This is a genomic window from Elizabethkingia sp. YR214 (assembly GCF_003058195.1).
Classification (GTDB): domain Bacteria; phylum Bacteroidota; class Bacteroidia; order Flavobacteriales; family Weeksellaceae; genus Elizabethkingia.
Map to the genome: position 1 here is coordinate 366,150 of NZ_QBUH01000003.1, position 15,386 is coordinate 381,535.

Sequence of the window (15,386 nt, forward strand, 5' to 3'; positions counted from 1 at the left end):
TGGGGAAAGAATTAACTAAAGGTAATATTTTTTTGTGTCTGTAAAGCTTTTGATTCAGTTTTTTTAATCGTATTTTTGTTTAACTCAAAATAAAAATTCATGCTTTATATTTTATCAGAAAACTTTTCCCTTGTCAATTCGTGGATTAATGATTTAAGAAATGTTGATGTTCAAGGAGATAGGATGAAGTTTCGTAGAAATATGGAACGTATCGGAGAGATAGCAGCATTTGAAATTAGTAAGCAGCTTGAACAAAAAGAAGTTGAGATTGTAACACCATTGGAGACAATCACATCAAAAGAAATCGCAGTACAACCAGTGATTACTACAATCTTGAGAGCCGGAGTTCCATTATTTCAGGGAATTCTGAATTATTTGGACAAAGCTGATTGTGGCTTTGTGGCAGCATACAGAAAACACGACGCAAACGATTATTTTTCTATAAAGCAGGATTATCTTACTTGTCCGAATTTAACAGGTCGCCCATTAATTATTGCAGATCCGATGTTAGCAACCGGAGCATCTCTTATTGAAGCTATAAAAGATTTATTAACCCACGGTACACCATCACAAATGCATATTGTAGCAGCAATTGCAAGTAAAGAGGGAGTTGAGGTTATTCGTAAAGCTTATCCTGAAGCACATCTTTGGGTAGGTGTTGTAGATGCTGCCCTTACATCCAAAGGTTATATTACACCAGGATTAGGAGATGCAGGTGATCTTTCTTATGGAGAAAAATTACAACGATAAGCAAATTAATCAATTGCCATAACTAAAACGCTCAGCTTGCTGCCGGGCGTTTTTAATATCTCCCAGGCACAGGAAGTCAAAGTGCTTCCGGTAGTACATACATCATCGACAAGAAGAAAATGAATATTTTCAACAGGATTAGGAACTGTAAATATATCGCTGTTCTCCTTTCTGTGTATCAATTTTTTTCTGGCCTGGGCAGTACTATAAGCAGTTCTTTTTAAATAATGGTGATTGTATGGAATATCCCATTCCTTTGATAATACTTCTGTAAAGCGATGTAACTGATTGTAGCCTCGTTTTTTTAATTTTTTGAAATGTAGCGGAATATTAATTAGTATATCGGGTTTTGATTTTAGATTTATTTTTTCCACTGTCCACCGGGCTAGTGTATCCCCTATAATTTCTCGATTAGCATATTTGAGATTATGGATTAATTTTCTGCTAAGGCCTTCCTTCTCAAAATTCATCAAAGCATAAGAATTTTCGATAGGGAAAAGAGAAGATAATTTGCGTTGCAATGGTGCCTCCGGGAATGCCTCCCAATGGGTGAAATCTACTTGATCATAACATTCTTCACAAATAATGTCTTTTCCACCAATAATGTGATTGCATTGGAGGCATCGGTTTGGAAACAATATATCTGTAAATAAATTCATAACTCATATTGAGTCATTAATTTATGATTTATTTTTCATTTCTCTCAGTTTCTTTTCAACAGAGATTTGTATCTTTTCATTAAGTTCTTGCTTTTCCAGCTTTATAGCTGGAGCCTGACGTACTTCACAATCTTTTATAGAGCAGCTTTCACATGTAACTCCTACACTTTCTCTGGATATGTTTTTTAGAAATTTTATTTGTTTTGTCGTTTCAGGATTTAGTAAAATTCCCAGACAATAGCTTCTGTTATTACCATCGGCAAAAGGATTTTTTTGAGATGTGGATATCACCAGATAATTGAGACCTGAATTTTCGTATTCCGATATCTGTATAGCTGTCAGGCTCTTGGAATCGGAAAGGTTCTGCATGTTTTTTATAGCAATCCATCGGCGGCAATAATGTTCGTTGGTTGTATTGGCATGTGGGGCCTGATGCCTGTTGAGGTGCAGTTCTTTCAGGATATCTATTTTATCACTATTTTTTCTTTTTACAAAACACAAATAAAAGATGTCTTTCATCCCGAAAAATTCAGGAAGAATGTTAGTAAGCCTGTAAAAAAGTGTTTCTGGAGACTGTGTATAGTTTTCTATAAGGTGATCAAACTTTTCATTATTCCATTCCTTATCAGAAAATATACTTTTTGTTTCCTGTATCAACTGATCTTTCGGAATAAGAAGGCAGCCTGCAAAATAAGATGCATAAAAGTTGTTAACAAGACTATCAAAGTTGGTGAACTTTACCCAGGTATAAGTATTTGGACGAGATTGCAGATTTAAATACTGAAATCCGATTTCCTTTGCCAGAATAAAAAGTTTTTGTTGTTCCCCAAGTTTCTGATTAATAGAAAGAACTTTATGATCTGTAGAATATAAAGAACGCAGATGCTTTAGCTGTCCCTGTTCTTCGTAGTCTTCATAGTAAATCTGGTAACCTGATTCTTGCTTCAGTATATCCTCTAAAATCTGAATACTAATTGTCGTAAGTCCATATTTTTTTTTGAATTCGATGGCTTTTTCTTCAATTTCCGGGAAATAATTATTGTAAAGCTCCTGGAAGGATCGTAGTACTGAAAGATAGAAATGATCTTTATCAAAATTATATGTCTGTGCAATTTCTATAAGAGTGTTGATAAAGGCATTTACTTTTTTGGGCGCTTCACTTACAATGTTGATAAGTGAATTTTTATTGATTCCGAAAAGTTCCAGGGGAAGTTCTCTAAAGAAATCTTTTTGCATCAGTTCTCCAATTGGGGCCAGATTTTTATCGAGCTGGATAGAGACTAATTCATCGAAATTACAATCCAGAGCATCTGCCAGAGCTAATATTTTGTCGTGCTTGGGATATTTTTTTCCTTTTTCTATTTCGTTCAGGTAAGATTTGGACATGCCCGTTTTTTCAGAAATTTCCTGTAGTGACCAGTTTTTCTGCTGGCGGAGCTGTCTCAGCTTTACCCCGAAAATAGTACGTATATAATCGCTCTCGATATTCATAAAATAAATATAAAAAATAAAAGCGATTATTCGCATAATAATTTATTTTTATTTTTAGCGAAAATTCGCTGTTGGTGAAAATTTATTTTTACATTAGCAAAAAAATCAGACTCATGGAAAAATTTAGTATTCAACATTCAAAAAAGTATGAAGAGATCTACTCTGCTGAATTACAATCGTTTTTAACAGAGTTGCATGAGCATTTTAATGCTGAGAGACAAGCTCTTTTAGATAAAAGAAAGGTTTTGCAGAAGGAATTTGATCAGGGGATTTTACCTCGATTTTTGAAAGAGACCGAAGAAATAAGGGATGGAAACTGGGTATGTGAACCGCTGCCAGATTCTTTACAGGACAGACGGGTAGAGATTACTGGTCCTGTTGACCGTAAGATGATTATTAATGCTATGAATTCCGGAGCTAATTGTTTCATGGCTGATTTTGAAGACAGTAATTCTCCTACCTGGGAGAATGTAATGGATGGACAGGTGAATCTCAGAGATTTGAATAACAGGAATATTGATTTTGAAATCAAAGGGAAGCAATATATTCTGAATGATAAGCCTGCAGTTTTGCTGGTACGTCCGAGAGGACTTCATCTAAATGAAAAGCATATTCTTATTAATGGAGAGCAGGCGTCAGGTTCTTTAATTGATTTTGGAATCTTCCTTTTTCTGAATGCCAAAAAGCAATTGGAAAATGGAGTTGGGCCTTATTTTTACCTTCCGAAGCTGGAGAGCTATCATGAATCGGCATGGTGGAATAAAGTTTTTTTGTTCTCACAAAATTATCTTGGGATCCCACAAAATACGATTAAGGCAACTGTTTTAATCGAAACTATTACAGCAGCTTTTCAGATGGATGAGATTATTTATTCTCTGAAAGAGCATATGGCAGGACTGAACTGTGGGCGCTGGGATTATATTTTTTCATTTATTAAAAAGTTCAGAAAGCTCCCTGAATTTATATTACCGGACAGAGATCAGGTGACAATGACTATCCATTTTATGAGTTCGTATTCAAAGCTTTTGGTAAAAACCTGTCATAAAAGAGGTATTTCTGCAATGGGAGGTATGGCTGCACAAATTCCTGTCAAACATGATGAGAATGCCAACGAAGTAGCTTTTGCAAAAGTGAGGGCAGATAAAGAACGCGAAGTGAAGAATGGTCATGATGGAACCTGGGTGGCGCATCCGGCTTTGGTAAGTGTTGCCAAAGAAGTCTTCGATGCCGGAATGCCTACTCGAAATCAGATTGATCAGAAAAAAGAAGAATACAATATTGCTGAAGCAGATCTGCTGACTGTTCCACAGGGTACAATTACTGAAGCAGGTGTACGCAAGAATATCAATGTAGGAATTCTCTATATCGAATCCTGGCTGGTAGGAGTTGGTGCCGCGGCTATTTACAATCTGATGGAAGATGCTGCAACAGCAGAAATTTCCCGAACCCAATTGTGGCAGGTGTTCCATTCACAAAAGCCTTTAGAAGACGGACAATATCTTACAAAAGAAAATTATCTGAAATGGCAGGATGAAGAGTTGGTGAAAATAAAAGAATATGTAGGAACTGCACGATATGCTGATGGAAATTTTGCGCTGGCAACACAACTGCTACAGGATATGGTTTTTGAAGAAAATTTTGAGGATTTTCTAACATTAAGAGCCTATAAATACATCTGAAATCAAAAAATAAATCAAACCGAAAAATAAATATTATTATGAAAACTATTCAGAAACTACAACAGGACTGGAGTGAAAACCCAAGATGGAATGGTATAATTCGCCCGTATACACCGGAAGATGTACTTCGGTTACGTGGAAGTTATAAAATAGATTATACCATAGCACAGCTGATGGCTGAGAAGTTTTGGAACAAACTTAATAGCCAGGAGTACGTAGCCGGATTGGGTGCGTTAACCGGAAATCAGGCTGTACAGGAAGTAGATGCCGGACTGGAAGCAATTTATCTGAGCGGTTGGCAGGTTGCTGCAGATGCAAATCTTTCCGGAGAAATGTATCCGGATCAGTCATTGTATCCTTCCAATTCTGTTCCGGCAGTTGTGAAAAGAATTAATAATGCCTTGCTGCGTGCAGATCAGATTCAGTCTGTTAACAGAGTAAACGGAGATCAGTCGAAGCAGTACTTGGTTCCTATTGTGGCTGATGCTGAAGCAGGATTTGGAGGGAATCTCAACGCTTATGAACTGATGAAGCAAATGATAGAAGCCGGAGCAGCAGCAGTACATTTTGAAGATCAGCTTTCTTCTGCCAAAAAATGTGGTCATTTGGGCGGTAAAGTATTGGTGCCGACTCAGGAAGCGATAAATAAACTAATTGCAGCGAGATTGGCGGCAGATGTTTGCGGTGTATCTAGTATTATTATTGCGAGAACAGATGCTGATGCTGCAGATTTGCTCACTTCTGATATTGATGACAGAGACAAGTCTTTTATAACAGGAGAGCGTACCTCTGAAGGCTTCTTTAAAGTAAATGCAGGTGTACCGCAGGCAATAGCCAGAGGATTGGCTTATGCACCATATGCAGATTTGTTATGGATGGAAACCTCTCATCCGGATTTAGAAGAGGCACGGCAGTTTGCTGAAGCTATTCATGCTGAATATCCGGGAAAATTATTGGCATATAACTGCTCTCCGTCTTTTAACTGGGCTTCTAAGCTAAGTCAGCAGGAAATGGAGACATTCCGTGAAGACTTAGCAGTGTTAGGATTCAAATTCCAGTTTATTACACTTGCTGGATTCCATGCCCTGAATTATTCTATGTTTGAATTAGCAAGAGCATATCGTGAACATGGGATGGCAGGATATTCTCAATTACAAGAGAAAGAATTTGCATTGCAGCAGGAAGGTTTCCGCGCTGTAAAACATCAGTCTTTTGTGGGAACAGGTTTCTTCGATGAGATTCAGACTATCGTTACAGCTGGAGAAGCAGCGACGGTAGCTCTAAAAGGTTCTACAGAAGCTGCTCAATTTTAAAAAAAATAAGTGAGGGTAATGCCATCATTTCATGCAAGATAGGTTTTGTAACAAAAGCAAAAACACTATGGTTTGAATGTTAAAACAGCATAACATCTATCAGGATTGCAGAATATTTTTTACATTTGATAAACAAATATTAAAATATTAATGAAATGAAAAAATTATTCGCTGAGTTTTTTGGCACCTTTTGGTTAGTATTCGGAGGGTGTGGTAGTGCAGTATTTGCAGCCGGTGTTCCCGACATTGGTATAGGATTATTAGGTGTGGCATTAGCCTTCGGGTTAACAGTTGTTACAATGGCATATGCTGTTGGTCATATTTCCGGAGGACATTTTAATCCTGCCGTTTCTTTCGGGCTTTTAGCGGGCGGAAGATTTAGTGCAAAGGATCTTGTTCCTTATATTATTGCTCAGGTATTGGGAGCGGCAGCGGCGGCTGGTTGTCTTTACATTATCCTGAATGGTGCTGGTGCATTTTCTGCTGAAGGACCGGGAGCATTTGCAACCAACTTCTACGATATGCCAGGCTATAATGGAAGAAGTTATTCTATGGGTGCAGCTTTCCTTGCGGAGTTTTTACTAACCGCTTTCTTCCTGATTATTATTATGGGAGCAACAGATAAATGGGCTAATGGTAAATTTGCAGGATTGGCAATTGGTTTAGGATTAACACTGATTCACCTGATTTCAATTCCAATTACCAATACTTCTGTTAACCCGGCAAGATCTACTTCTCAGGCTTTATTTGTAGGTGGAGTAGCATTACAGCAATTATGGTTGTTCTGGGTAGCGCCAATTCTTGGTGGTATTGCCGGTGGACTGATCTACAAGTTTTTGCTTCAGCGCGACGGTGGAGAAGAAATTGCTAACTAAGCAGTAACAAAATATTGAATATCAAAAAAGACCTTCTGAAAAGAGGGTCTTTTTTGATTATTTGTCATTCTAATAATCAAATATTTTTTAGCTAACCAAAAGACTACAGCCTCTGATATCTGAGTGGTCTATTCTTCCCAGAACCTGAAATTTTCTTTTACCAGATGAATCAATATCAAAACGTCCCAAATCTTGTGTGGCAATAAATGCACAGCTATGCTTATTGGCTAGGTCAATAATATTGATAGCCCCGGTACGTCTCTCATCTATATACGAAAACGGATCTTCTGTATTACGGATCAGAATCCGCATCCAGTTCGGTGTTTCATATTCATTATTCCCTTTTGAATAAGCCTGTGATAATAATTCTGTCATGCTATATTCGGAGTAAATTTTCTCAGTACCAAAACCTGTTTGTAATTCCTGAAGAAGCTGATCTTTTGTGATCTCTTCTTTTCTACCTTTCATTCCTCCGGTCTCTATAACAATACCATTGGGGATTTTAAAGTTGGTTATATTAAGTTGTTGCAGGGTATCTAAGAAGTCCAATAAAGCGAAAGAAACTCCAAATACAATGTATTTTTTCTGTTCCTTTTCCAGATGCTGAATCTGCTTTAGAAGGTCTTCATGATTATATAAGAAGTAACCATTCTCAGGCTGATTAGAAACCTTCATCAGATAATCTACCATATAAACCAACGAAGAGTTTTGTCTTTCCAGATAATTGGGCAGAAGCCCCAGGAAAACAAAGTCTTCAGGTTTACCAATAAATTGCTCAAAGCTTTTATAAAGACTTTCTTCGTATAGCCTGGCATCATAAATCCAATGTTTGGAAAGGTTCATTTGTGTGGTACCACTACTTTGAAAATAAAATTGAGGTTTTTTGTTTTGATCAACTACTGTATGATTTTTAAACATTTCTATTGGTAGAAAAGGAATATCCTCTATCTGAGTAATTTCCTCGGGTTTGATATTCAGATAGTCTGTAAATTTTCTGTAAACTTCAATATTTTGATACTGATAACGAAATGTTTCCAGACAAGCCTGTGTGAAATCCTCTTCTGTTTTTATATTAAAAATGTCTAACTTCATAATACTAATGTCAAAAACGCTACAAATTTACGAAGTTTTTGTGGGAGCTATGAGGTTTTTAGAATTTCCTTTATTCCTTGTTTATAGGTTGTCGGTGTAAAGTTGAATTCCTGAACAAATTTTTCACTGTTAAAGAAATAGTCTCTGTCATTCTGGTATTGCATTTCTATAAGCTCTTTTATTGTTTTAGAAAATAAGCCTGCCAGTCTTAGCATAAAAGAAGATAACAAAGTATATTGAGGCTTTGTATTTAGTTCTGCCGCGACAAGTTCTATAAATTGTTTGCCGTTTAATCTTTCCGAAGAAGTTGGGAGGTGCCAGTTTTGCCCGTATGCGGAAACTGTATTACCTAATAATGCAAGGCCTTTGGCTGCATCAATGGTATAGGTGAAAGAATGAACTTTGGTAGTATCAGATTGCCATTGTGCCTTTTTACCTTTTTTAAAATTATCTATAACTAAAAGATTCAAAATACCATTTCTTGAATCAGGTCCATAGAAGTCAGCACTTTTAGCGATAATTAATTTTAATCCGTTATTTTTTTCAGCTTCATGGAGTTTTTTGATGAGTTGTTCCCTTATTTTTCCTTTTTTAGAAGGAGGATTAATGTGGCTGTCTTCATGCATGTTTCCGATTTCTTTTTCAGAGTATGCATATACATTGTCCAGAAAAACGAGTTTTGTACCATTGGTAAGGCATGCTTTTATTACATTTTGTATAATAACTGGCCACTGTTTCTCCCAAATTTTATAATCATAAGGAAGACCCACGGTAAGGTAGGCTACATCTGTGTTTTCCAAAGCCTGAATAACATTTTTTTCATCAAGTAAATCGGCGGCAAATAATTCATCATCCTGATTTACTTTTTTGGGATTTCGGGCAACAAGTCTGACTTTGTCAGTGTATTTTCTAAGTTCTTTTGCTAATGGAGTTCCTATATCTCCGCCGGCACCAAGTATTGTCTGCATAATTTTTTTGTAAAAATATTAGCAATGTTATACCTAAAACGATGACTTGGGTTAAGGTTTTAGGATTGTATCAGTCTTTTCCTGATTCTGCTCAGGCTTTCCGGGGCTATTCCCAGATATTGTGCAATATATCGTTGCGGAATTCTCTGCAGGATTTGTGGTTTCTCCTGTATCAGTTCCAGGAATTGTTTCTCCGGAGAAAAGGAGAGTAGTGATTTTGTTCTGCGCATACTTTCTGTAGCTACATTTTCAACAATAACTTTAAAGAAAGTTGCAATATTCTCAGACGCTCTCATTGCATTTGCAAGATTAACACAGCTGGTAACAAGGCAGGTAGTTTCTTCTTGGGTAATAATAAAGGATGTGGCCGGAATCTGTCTGGAAAAACTTTCTAAATCTGTCAGGAATTCATTTTCAAAAGCGAAATAACAGACTCTTTCATGTCCTTCTTCATTGATGTAGTATTGGCGTAAAGCTCCTTTGATAACAAAAAAGGCTTCATGAGCTGTTTTTCCGGCCTCCAGCAGAAGTGTGTTCTTTTTAAATTTTTTCTCTTCAAAAACAGATAAAAACAATCTGATATCTTCCTCCTCAAAAGGTGTTGTTTTGTTGATAACTTCTATGAGGGGATGATTTTCCATATTTTATCCTTCGTAGGTTTTTAATTCAAAATGATCTCCATCGAAAACACCATAAGTGAAATAGCCAATCCAGTCACCAAGGTTAATGTATTTTGATTGTCCGGCATTCAGATCCAGTACCATTGGCAGATGTCGGTGGCCAAAAATGAAATAATCGATCTTTTCAGTTTTTAATTTTTCCTTGGCGTAGATAATTAAAAACTCTTTTTCTTCACCCAGAAATTCTTTGTCTTCTTCACCGCTGATCATTTTATTTTTCTGAGAAAGGTATAATGCTATTCTCATGGCGATATCAGGGTGTAGCCATTTGAAAAACCATTGTGCTACAGGATTGGTAAAAAGTTTTTTCATTCTTTTATAGCCTTTGTCTCCGGGACCTAGTCCGTCGCCATGGGCTAAAAGAAAGTTCTTACCTGAAATTTCGTAGTATTTTTTTGTGAAATAAACCGGAACTTCCAGTTCGTCTTCAAAATAAGATTTCATCCACAGATCGTGGTTGCCTACAAAAAAGTAAAGTTCTATTCCGCTGTCTTTTAATTCGGCAAGTTTGCCTAAAAGTCTTACATAACCTTTAGGAATTACATGTTGCCATTCGTGCCAGAAATCGAAAAGGTCACCCATTAGGAAAAGAACCTGTGCATCCTTCTTTATTTCGTCCAGCCAACGGATGAATTTTGCTTCACGAACTTTGCTTTCTTTAGGAGTAGGAGCTCCAAAATGCTGGTCGGAAGCGAAATATATTTTTTTACCTTCTTGTAAATCAATTTTCATAAAAATTAATTTTCAGATTGATCCTCGGCAAACCATTCTCCATAAGAGTTTTCGGTTTCATGAAGCTTAAGATAAGCAAGAGAAATTTCCGAAGGAAGTTTTGCCTGTACTTTTGCAGCAATTTCATACAGCATGTTTTCACATGTAGGCTGAAAACCACAGTAAATAACTTTATGCCCTCTTCCTTCAAGCTCATTCCCCAGCTCCTTATGTGGAGAATTTGCATTGATTAGTACTGCGTGATCCCATATATCTACAACTTCTTCATTTACAATTTTTTTGATATCGCCGAAATCTACAACCATACCATTTTTAGGATTGTCTAAATCGTTAACAGGTTTCCCTTTTACGGTAACAAATAACTTGTAGGAATGTCCATGCATGTTTTTACACTTACCATCATAATTGTAAAGTACATGAGCAGTTTCAAACGTGAAAATCTTAGTAATACGAATCATGTGGCAAAGATACGAATATGAGTTGAGAGTTGACAGTAAAGCCTGTAAGTTACATGAAAGTGTTGCCCTGAATATAAGGGCGGGGTAATGTCATTTGTTTTTCCATGTATCCGGACTCACTGTCAACATCAACTCGCTCAAACTAATAACTGAAAACTAACTTCAAAGCAAAGTTCCTTCCCATATTATAAATGCCTCTGTGTCCTGTATTTATTGTTTCCTGTGGTTCAAAATATTTTAATCTGCTAAGATGTGATTGATAGGCTCTGTCAAAAACATTATTGACCTGTAAATTGCACATCAGACTGCTTTTGTTTCCCACTTTCCATTCTGATGAAATTCCGATGTTCATCAGGAAATATGACGGAGTATAAGATTCAGTCTGATTCAGACCAAGATATCTGTTCTGTTCAGCGTTATATTCTGCTTCTACCATCGGAGTAATATTTTTCCAGTTATTTTTCTGGAGCGTGAAATTTTTCTCCAGTTTACCCAGCCACTTTAAAGGTGCTATTAATGGTAGATATTCTCCGTTTGTGCCTTTATCTTTGAATTCCGGATTTTTATTAAAACCATATACCAATGCGATACTATTGCTTAGTGTCCATCCTTTTAGAGCTTGAGGGTGCAGGGCAAAGTATGCTTCTAATCCATATAGTCGGGCTTTTGCCTGTTGGTATTGGTAAGTACGATTTCCCTGTGCATCGGTTTGTGGTTTCCCATCTTTGTCCAATAGCATAGTAAGGTAAATAAAGTTGTCCATATTATTATTGAACGCATTAATTTCTCCGGAGAAATCACGGTAGCTGGCTATAAGGCTTAAATCCTGTTGGAATGAAAATTCGGGATCGAAGTTTTTATTTCCTAAATAAATGATGTGAGCACCCGGATCCAGACCGTTTGAAGCCATTTCTGTAATATTCGGCGCACGGTATGCTCTACCAATATTGGCTTTTATGTACAACTGTGAAGCCAGTTTGTAACTTGCTCCCAAACTTGCCGATACACCATTAAATTTTTTCTGGTACGCACTAAACTGATGATTTGCGTCTGGTGTCCCTGCAGAAACCTGTCTGTCAAAACCTGTAGTGGGATTAGCCGCAACATAGAAGTCATCCCAACGAAGATTTCTATGATCATATCTAACACCTCCACTCACATTCCAACGGTTTTTGGACCATTTTGCGTAAGCAAATACACCTGTATCTGTCAGGTTGTAATTGGGAATAGGAAAATCGGTTGCATCTTTATTTTTGTTGTTTTGCAACATTCCGTTTGCACCAAAGCTGAATTCAAAGTTCCCGGTATTGTTCGGAATAAACCTAAAACTATAATTTAAGGTGTTTAGTCTTACAAACATTCCGGCCTGGGATGTCTGAGTAGGGTGATTATATTCTATTCTGTTATTTCTTTGGTAACCAACGTTAGCATAAAAATCACCAATGGATGTCTCATAATGGTTATTGGTATAAATTCTCAGATGTCGTATGTTCTGGTGTAATGGTGACAAGCTGTAGGAATTTAGCTCTTTGTTGCTTACTATAGGTCTTTTCTCCATTACATCTTCTTCGGCCTCGTGAATCTGTTTTGTAAATTGTCGTGTTTCCGGATTTCTACTGCCATCAGGAATTCCCTGCTCATTGTCATAATAGGTTATATTGAAATGAGAATAATTATTCCCTTTCTGATAACCTAATAATAATGAGAAGTTCTTCTCATTAAATCCGGTATTATAAACTCTTCCGTCTACACTATTTCTATAGTTTTTTGCAAATCTTAGTGAAGTTGAAGTAGCAATAATCCAGTTGTTTTTATTAGCAGCCCAACGAAAACCTGCTCCCACCATACCATTGTTGGTCTGATATTCTGATGTGGCCTTCAGAGACTCTGTATTGGGTGTAACGGGAATGTAAGGGAAGAAACTAATAATTCCGGCTATGGCATCTGATCCGTACATTAGGCTGGATGGTCCTTTGATGACTTCTGCCTGAGCAATGTTGTAAGAGTCTACCTCTATTCCGTGCTCATCTCCCCATTGTTGTCCTTCCTGTCTGTGCCCATCATATAGAGTAAGTACTCTGTTATAGCCTAAGCCTCTTATAAAAGGTTTTGATACATTCGGTCCGGTTTTTACTGCTACCAGCCCGGGAGTGTTTTGTACCAAAGCATCTATAATATTCGTCTCATTTGTTTTCTCCATCATTTTGGCCGTAATTCTTTTGATAGGTAACGGATTATCTTTTACAAATGTTTTTTTGGAAAGCCCTGTCATTACAACAGCATCTATACTATTTTCTTTAAGACTGTCTTTTATAGAGCCTTGTGAAAATACATATTGACTGCATAATGCCAAAACTGAAACATAAAACTTCTTCATTGTTATATCTGTGTAGTTAAAAAGTTAGACAAATCTAACAAAAATATTTTAAAAGAAAAATTTATTTTTTTTTAATTTGAAATATTGAGATATAAAAAGAAAAAATGGCTTTGAAAGTTTTGTTCTATGGAATAAAAAAAACGCTTCCGAATGGAAGCGTTCTTTATCTGAATTCTGATCTTAATTATAAAGAAGCAGAGTGGATTAACATATCTGTTAACTTGTTAGAGTAACCAGTTTCGTTGTCATACCAAGAAACTAATTTTACGAATGTTGGAGATAACATGATACCAGCATCCTTATCGAATACTGACGTTCTCTTTTCTCCTACGAAATCCTGAGATACAACAGCATCTTCAGTATAACCAAGGATTCCTTTTAATTCACCTTCAGCAGCAGCTTTAATAGTAGCACAAATTTCATCGTAAGTTGTAGCTTTATCTAATCTTACAGTTAAGTCTACTACAGAAACGTCAGCAGTTGGTACTCTGAAAGACATACCTGTAAGTTTTCCGTTAAGAGAAGGAATAACTTTACCTACAGCCTTAGCAGCACCAGTAGAAGAAGGGATAATGTTGTTCAGTGCAGAACGTCCACCTCTCCAGTCTTTCATTGAAGGACCATCAACAGTTTTCTGAGTAGCAGTAGCCGCGTGAACAGTAGTCATTAGACCTTCAGCAATACCAAAGTTATCGTGGATAACCTTAGCTAAAGGAGCCAAACAGTTAGTTGTACAAGATGCGTTAGATAAGATTTTGATATCATCAGTTAGTTCGTTGTGGTTAACACCCATTACGAACATTGGAGTATCATCTTTCGGAGGTGCAGAAAGAATTACTTTTTTAGCACCAGCGTTAATGTGAGCTTGTGCACTTTCTTTAGTTAAGAATAAACCAGTAGATTCTACGATATATTCAGCCCCAACTTCATTCCACTTAAGGTTGTTAGGATCTTTTTCAGCAGTTACACGAATTCTGTTTCCGTTTACAACAAGGTCGTTACCTTCTACAGAAATCTCTCCTTTAAATTGCCCGTGTACAGAGTCATACTTTAACATGTAAGCCATGTACTCTGCATCGATTAGGTCGTTGATACCAACTACCTCAATATTGTCTCTTTCAGTCATTGCTTTGAATACAAGACGTCCGATTCTACCAAATCCGTTGATACCTACTTTGATTTTTGACATTTTAAAATAAATTTAATTGATTAGTAAATAATTTATATGGCAAGGATTTCGGCGATCTTCATTAAATCGCCATTCATTTCATTATGTTTTCTGATGGCTTCCTCTATAGGAGTATAAACCAATTCGTTGGCTCTTATACCAGCCATTACATTGGTGTAACCCTGCATAAGTCCTACTACAGCACCATATCCCAGACGACTTGCAAGAACTCTGTCTGCGCAGCTTGGAGAACCTCCTCTTTGGATATGCCCTAAGGTTGATACTCTGATATCGAACTCCGGGAATTCATCTTTTGTTTTCTGAGCAAGATCATATATGTTACCCAGTTTTTCTCCTTCAGCAACAACCACAATACTTGAAGACTTTCCGGTTCCTTCAGCTTTTCTGAAGTTTTCAAAAAGATCTTCAATTTTATCTTCTCTTTCAGGAATCAGAATATCTATAGCTCCGGTTGCAATACCACTGTTTAGCGCTATAAAACCAGCATCACGCCCCATTACTTCTACAAAGAATACTCTGTTGTGAGAAGTTGCGGTATCTCTGATCTTATCTATAGCCTCCATTGCAGTGTTTAGTGCAGTGTCATATCCTATAGTATTATCGGTACCGAAGATATCATTGTCAATGGTACCCGGTACACCGATTACTTTTATACCAAACTCTTCACAGAAGATTTTCGCTCCGGTAAAAGTACCGTCTCCACCGATACAGACCAATCCGTCTATACCAGCTTTCTGACATTGCTCAAAAGCTCTTTGTCTCCCTTCTTTAGTTTTAAATTCCAGAGAACGGGCAGATTTTAAAATAGTACCGCCCTGGTTGATGATATTTTTTACGGAACGGGCACCCATCTTGGTAAGATTGCCTTCCATTAAGCCTGAATAGCCTTCACGGATTCCGAAACATTCTAAATGATAATAATTAGCAGTTCTGACTACAGCACGAATAGCTGCGTTCATTCCCGGAGAATCACCTCCGGAAGTCAATACTCCGATTTTTTTAACCTGTGATTCAGTCATAAAAAAATATATAATGCGAATTTACGGATAAAAAAGGAATTTTTTTACACATTCCTTTGTCTATTTTGATGATTGTTTCGGTAAATATAGTGAAACTTAATTTA

At 36.9% G+C, this 15,386-nt stretch carries 14 protein-coding genes; 4 read left to right on the plus strand and 10 right to left on the minus strand.

Features of this window, described 5'->3' with window-relative positions; translation table 11 throughout:
* Positions 1-99 precede the first annotated feature (99 nt).
* The gene (upp, locus tag C8J95_RS07815) at positions 100-750 is read left to right on the plus strand and encodes a uracil phosphoribosyltransferase (protein WP_059154291.1); all 651 of its coding nucleotides are present in this window, start codon (positions 100-102) and stop codon (positions 748-750) included.
* 5 nt (positions 751-755) lie between these two features.
* Here upp and C8J95_RS07820 read toward each other — a convergent pair whose 3' ends face one another.
* Positions 756-1,409 carry a ComF family protein gene (locus C8J95_RS07820; protein WP_107807857.1) on the minus strand — a complete coding sequence of 218 codons (654 nt, stop codon included), beginning with the start codon at positions 1,407-1,409 and terminating at the stop codon, positions 756-758.
* Positions 1,410-1,430: 21 nt separating this feature from the next.
* Positions 1,431-2,936, minus strand: a complete 1,506-nt coding sequence (locus C8J95_RS07825; RefSeq protein ID WP_107807858.1) for a helix-turn-helix domain-containing protein — start codon at positions 2,934-2,936, stop codon at positions 1,431-1,433.
* Positions 2,937-3,013: 77 nt separating this feature from the next.
* Here C8J95_RS07825 and aceB point away from each other — a divergent pair, with 77 nt between their 5' ends.
* The 3 genes from aceB (at position 3,014) to aqpZ (ending at position 6,767) form a co-directional block, all read left to right on the plus strand.
* Entirely contained in the window at positions 3,014-4,579 is a 1,566-nt protein-coding gene (aceB, locus tag C8J95_RS07830; RefSeq protein ID WP_107807859.1) for a malate synthase A, read from the plus strand.
* 38 nt (positions 4,580-4,617) lie between these two features.
* Complete coding sequence (gene aceA / locus C8J95_RS07835) at positions 4,618-5,892, plus strand: isocitrate lyase (protein ID WP_107807860.1); 1,275 nt, start codon at positions 4,618-4,620, stop codon at positions 5,890-5,892.
* A 155-nt stretch (positions 5,893-6,047) separates the two neighbouring features.
* Complete coding sequence (gene aqpZ, locus C8J95_RS07840; RefSeq protein ID WP_009087912.1) at positions 6,048-6,767, plus strand: aquaporin Z; 720 nt, start codon at positions 6,048-6,050, stop codon at positions 6,765-6,767.
* Positions 6,768-6,854: 87 nt separating this feature from the next.
* Here the strand turns inward: aqpZ and C8J95_RS07845 are convergent, their stop codons facing one another.
* The 8 genes from C8J95_RS07845 to pfkA form a co-directional block, all read right to left on the minus strand.
* Positions 6,855-7,859 (minus strand): acyl transferase, encoded by a 1,005-nt coding sequence (locus tag C8J95_RS07845; RefSeq protein ID WP_107807861.1) that lies wholly within the window; start codon positions 7,857-7,859, stop codon positions 6,855-6,857.
* A gap of 47 nt (positions 7,860-7,906) precedes the next feature.
* Positions 7,907-8,827 carry an NAD-dependent epimerase/dehydratase family protein gene (locus C8J95_RS07850; protein ID WP_107807862.1) on the minus strand — a complete coding sequence of 307 codons (921 nt, stop codon included), beginning with the start codon at positions 8,825-8,827 and terminating at the stop codon, positions 7,907-7,909.
* A 59-nt stretch (positions 8,828-8,886) separates the two neighbouring features.
* Positions 8,887-9,468, minus strand: a complete 582-nt coding sequence (locus tag C8J95_RS07855) for a Crp/Fnr family transcriptional regulator (RefSeq protein WP_059324215.1) — start codon at positions 9,466-9,468, stop codon at positions 8,887-8,889.
* Positions 9,469-9,471: 3 nt separating this feature from the next.
* A complete protein-coding gene (locus C8J95_RS07860; protein ID WP_107807863.1) occupies positions 9,472-10,239 on the minus strand; it encodes a UDP-2,3-diacylglucosamine diphosphatase in 768 nt (255 codons plus the stop codon).
* A 5-nt stretch (positions 10,240-10,244) separates the two neighbouring features.
* Positions 10,245-10,697, minus strand: a complete 453-nt coding sequence (locus C8J95_RS07865) for a 6-carboxytetrahydropterin synthase (protein WP_059343671.1) — start codon at positions 10,695-10,697, stop codon at positions 10,245-10,247.
* 142 nt (positions 10,698-10,839) lie between these two features.
* Positions 10,840-13,074 carry a TonB-dependent siderophore receptor gene (locus tag C8J95_RS07870; protein WP_107807864.1) on the minus strand — a complete coding sequence of 745 codons (2,235 nt, stop codon included), beginning with the start codon at positions 13,072-13,074 and terminating at the stop codon, positions 10,840-10,842.
* A 184-nt stretch (positions 13,075-13,258) separates the two neighbouring features.
* Positions 13,259-14,263: a type I glyceraldehyde-3-phosphate dehydrogenase gene (gene gap, locus C8J95_RS07875; protein ID WP_009087903.1), complete on the minus strand. Its 1,005-nt coding sequence runs from the start codon at positions 14,261-14,263 to the stop codon at positions 13,259-13,261.
* A 32-nt stretch (positions 14,264-14,295) separates the two neighbouring features.
* Positions 14,296-15,282, minus strand: a complete 987-nt coding sequence (gene pfkA / locus C8J95_RS07880; protein ID WP_107807865.1) for a 6-phosphofructokinase — start codon at positions 15,280-15,282, stop codon at positions 14,296-14,298.
* Positions 15,283-15,386: the final 104 nt, after the last annotated feature.

Bases quoted from the DNA above. Each gene is read 5' to 3' on its own strand.
- C8J95_RS07870 (WP_107807864.1), bottom strand. From the start codon at position 13,074: ATGAAGAAGTTTTATGTTTCAGTTTTGGCATTATGCAGTCAATATGTA.
- aqpZ (WP_009087912.1), top strand. From the start codon at position 6,048: ATGAAAAAATTATTCGCTGAGTTTTTTGGCACCTTTTGGTTAGTATTC.
- C8J95_RS07820 (WP_107807857.1), bottom strand. From the start codon at position 1,409: ATGAATTTATTTACAGATATATTGTTTCCAAACCGATGCCTCCAATGC.
- aceA (WP_107807860.1), top strand. From the start codon at position 4,618: ATGAAAACTATTCAGAAACTACAACAGGACTGGAGTGAAAACCCAAGA.
- upp (WP_059154291.1), top strand. From the start codon at position 100: ATGCTTTATATTTTATCAGAAAACTTTTCCCTTGTCAATTCGTGGATT.
- aceB (WP_107807859.1), top strand. From the start codon at position 3,014: ATGGAAAAATTTAGTATTCAACATTCAAAAAAGTATGAAGAGATCTAC.
- C8J95_RS07865 (WP_059343671.1), bottom strand. From the start codon at position 10,697: ATGATTCGTATTACTAAGATTTTCACGTTTGAAACTGCTCATGTACTT.
- gap (WP_009087903.1), bottom strand. From the start codon at position 14,263: ATGTCAAAAATCAAAGTAGGTATCAACGGATTTGGTAGAATCGGACGT.
- C8J95_RS07860 (WP_107807863.1), bottom strand. From the start codon at position 10,239: ATGAAAATTGATTTACAAGAAGGTAAAAAAATATATTTCGCTTCCGAC.
- pfkA (WP_107807865.1), bottom strand. From the start codon at position 15,282: ATGACTGAATCACAGGTTAAAAAAATCGGAGTATTGACTTCCGGAGGT.
- C8J95_RS07850 (WP_107807862.1), bottom strand. From the start codon at position 8,827: ATGCAGACAATACTTGGTGCCGGCGGAGATATAGGAACTCCATTAGCA.
- C8J95_RS07845 (WP_107807861.1), bottom strand. From the start codon at position 7,859: ATGAAGTTAGACATTTTTAATATAAAAACAGAAGAGGATTTCACACAG.
- C8J95_RS07855 (WP_059324215.1), bottom strand. From the start codon at position 9,468: ATGGAAAATCATCCCCTCATAGAAGTTATCAACAAAACAACACCTTTT.
- C8J95_RS07825 (WP_107807858.1), bottom strand. From the start codon at position 2,936: ATGCGAATAATCGCTTTTATTTTTTATATTTATTTTATGAATATCGAG.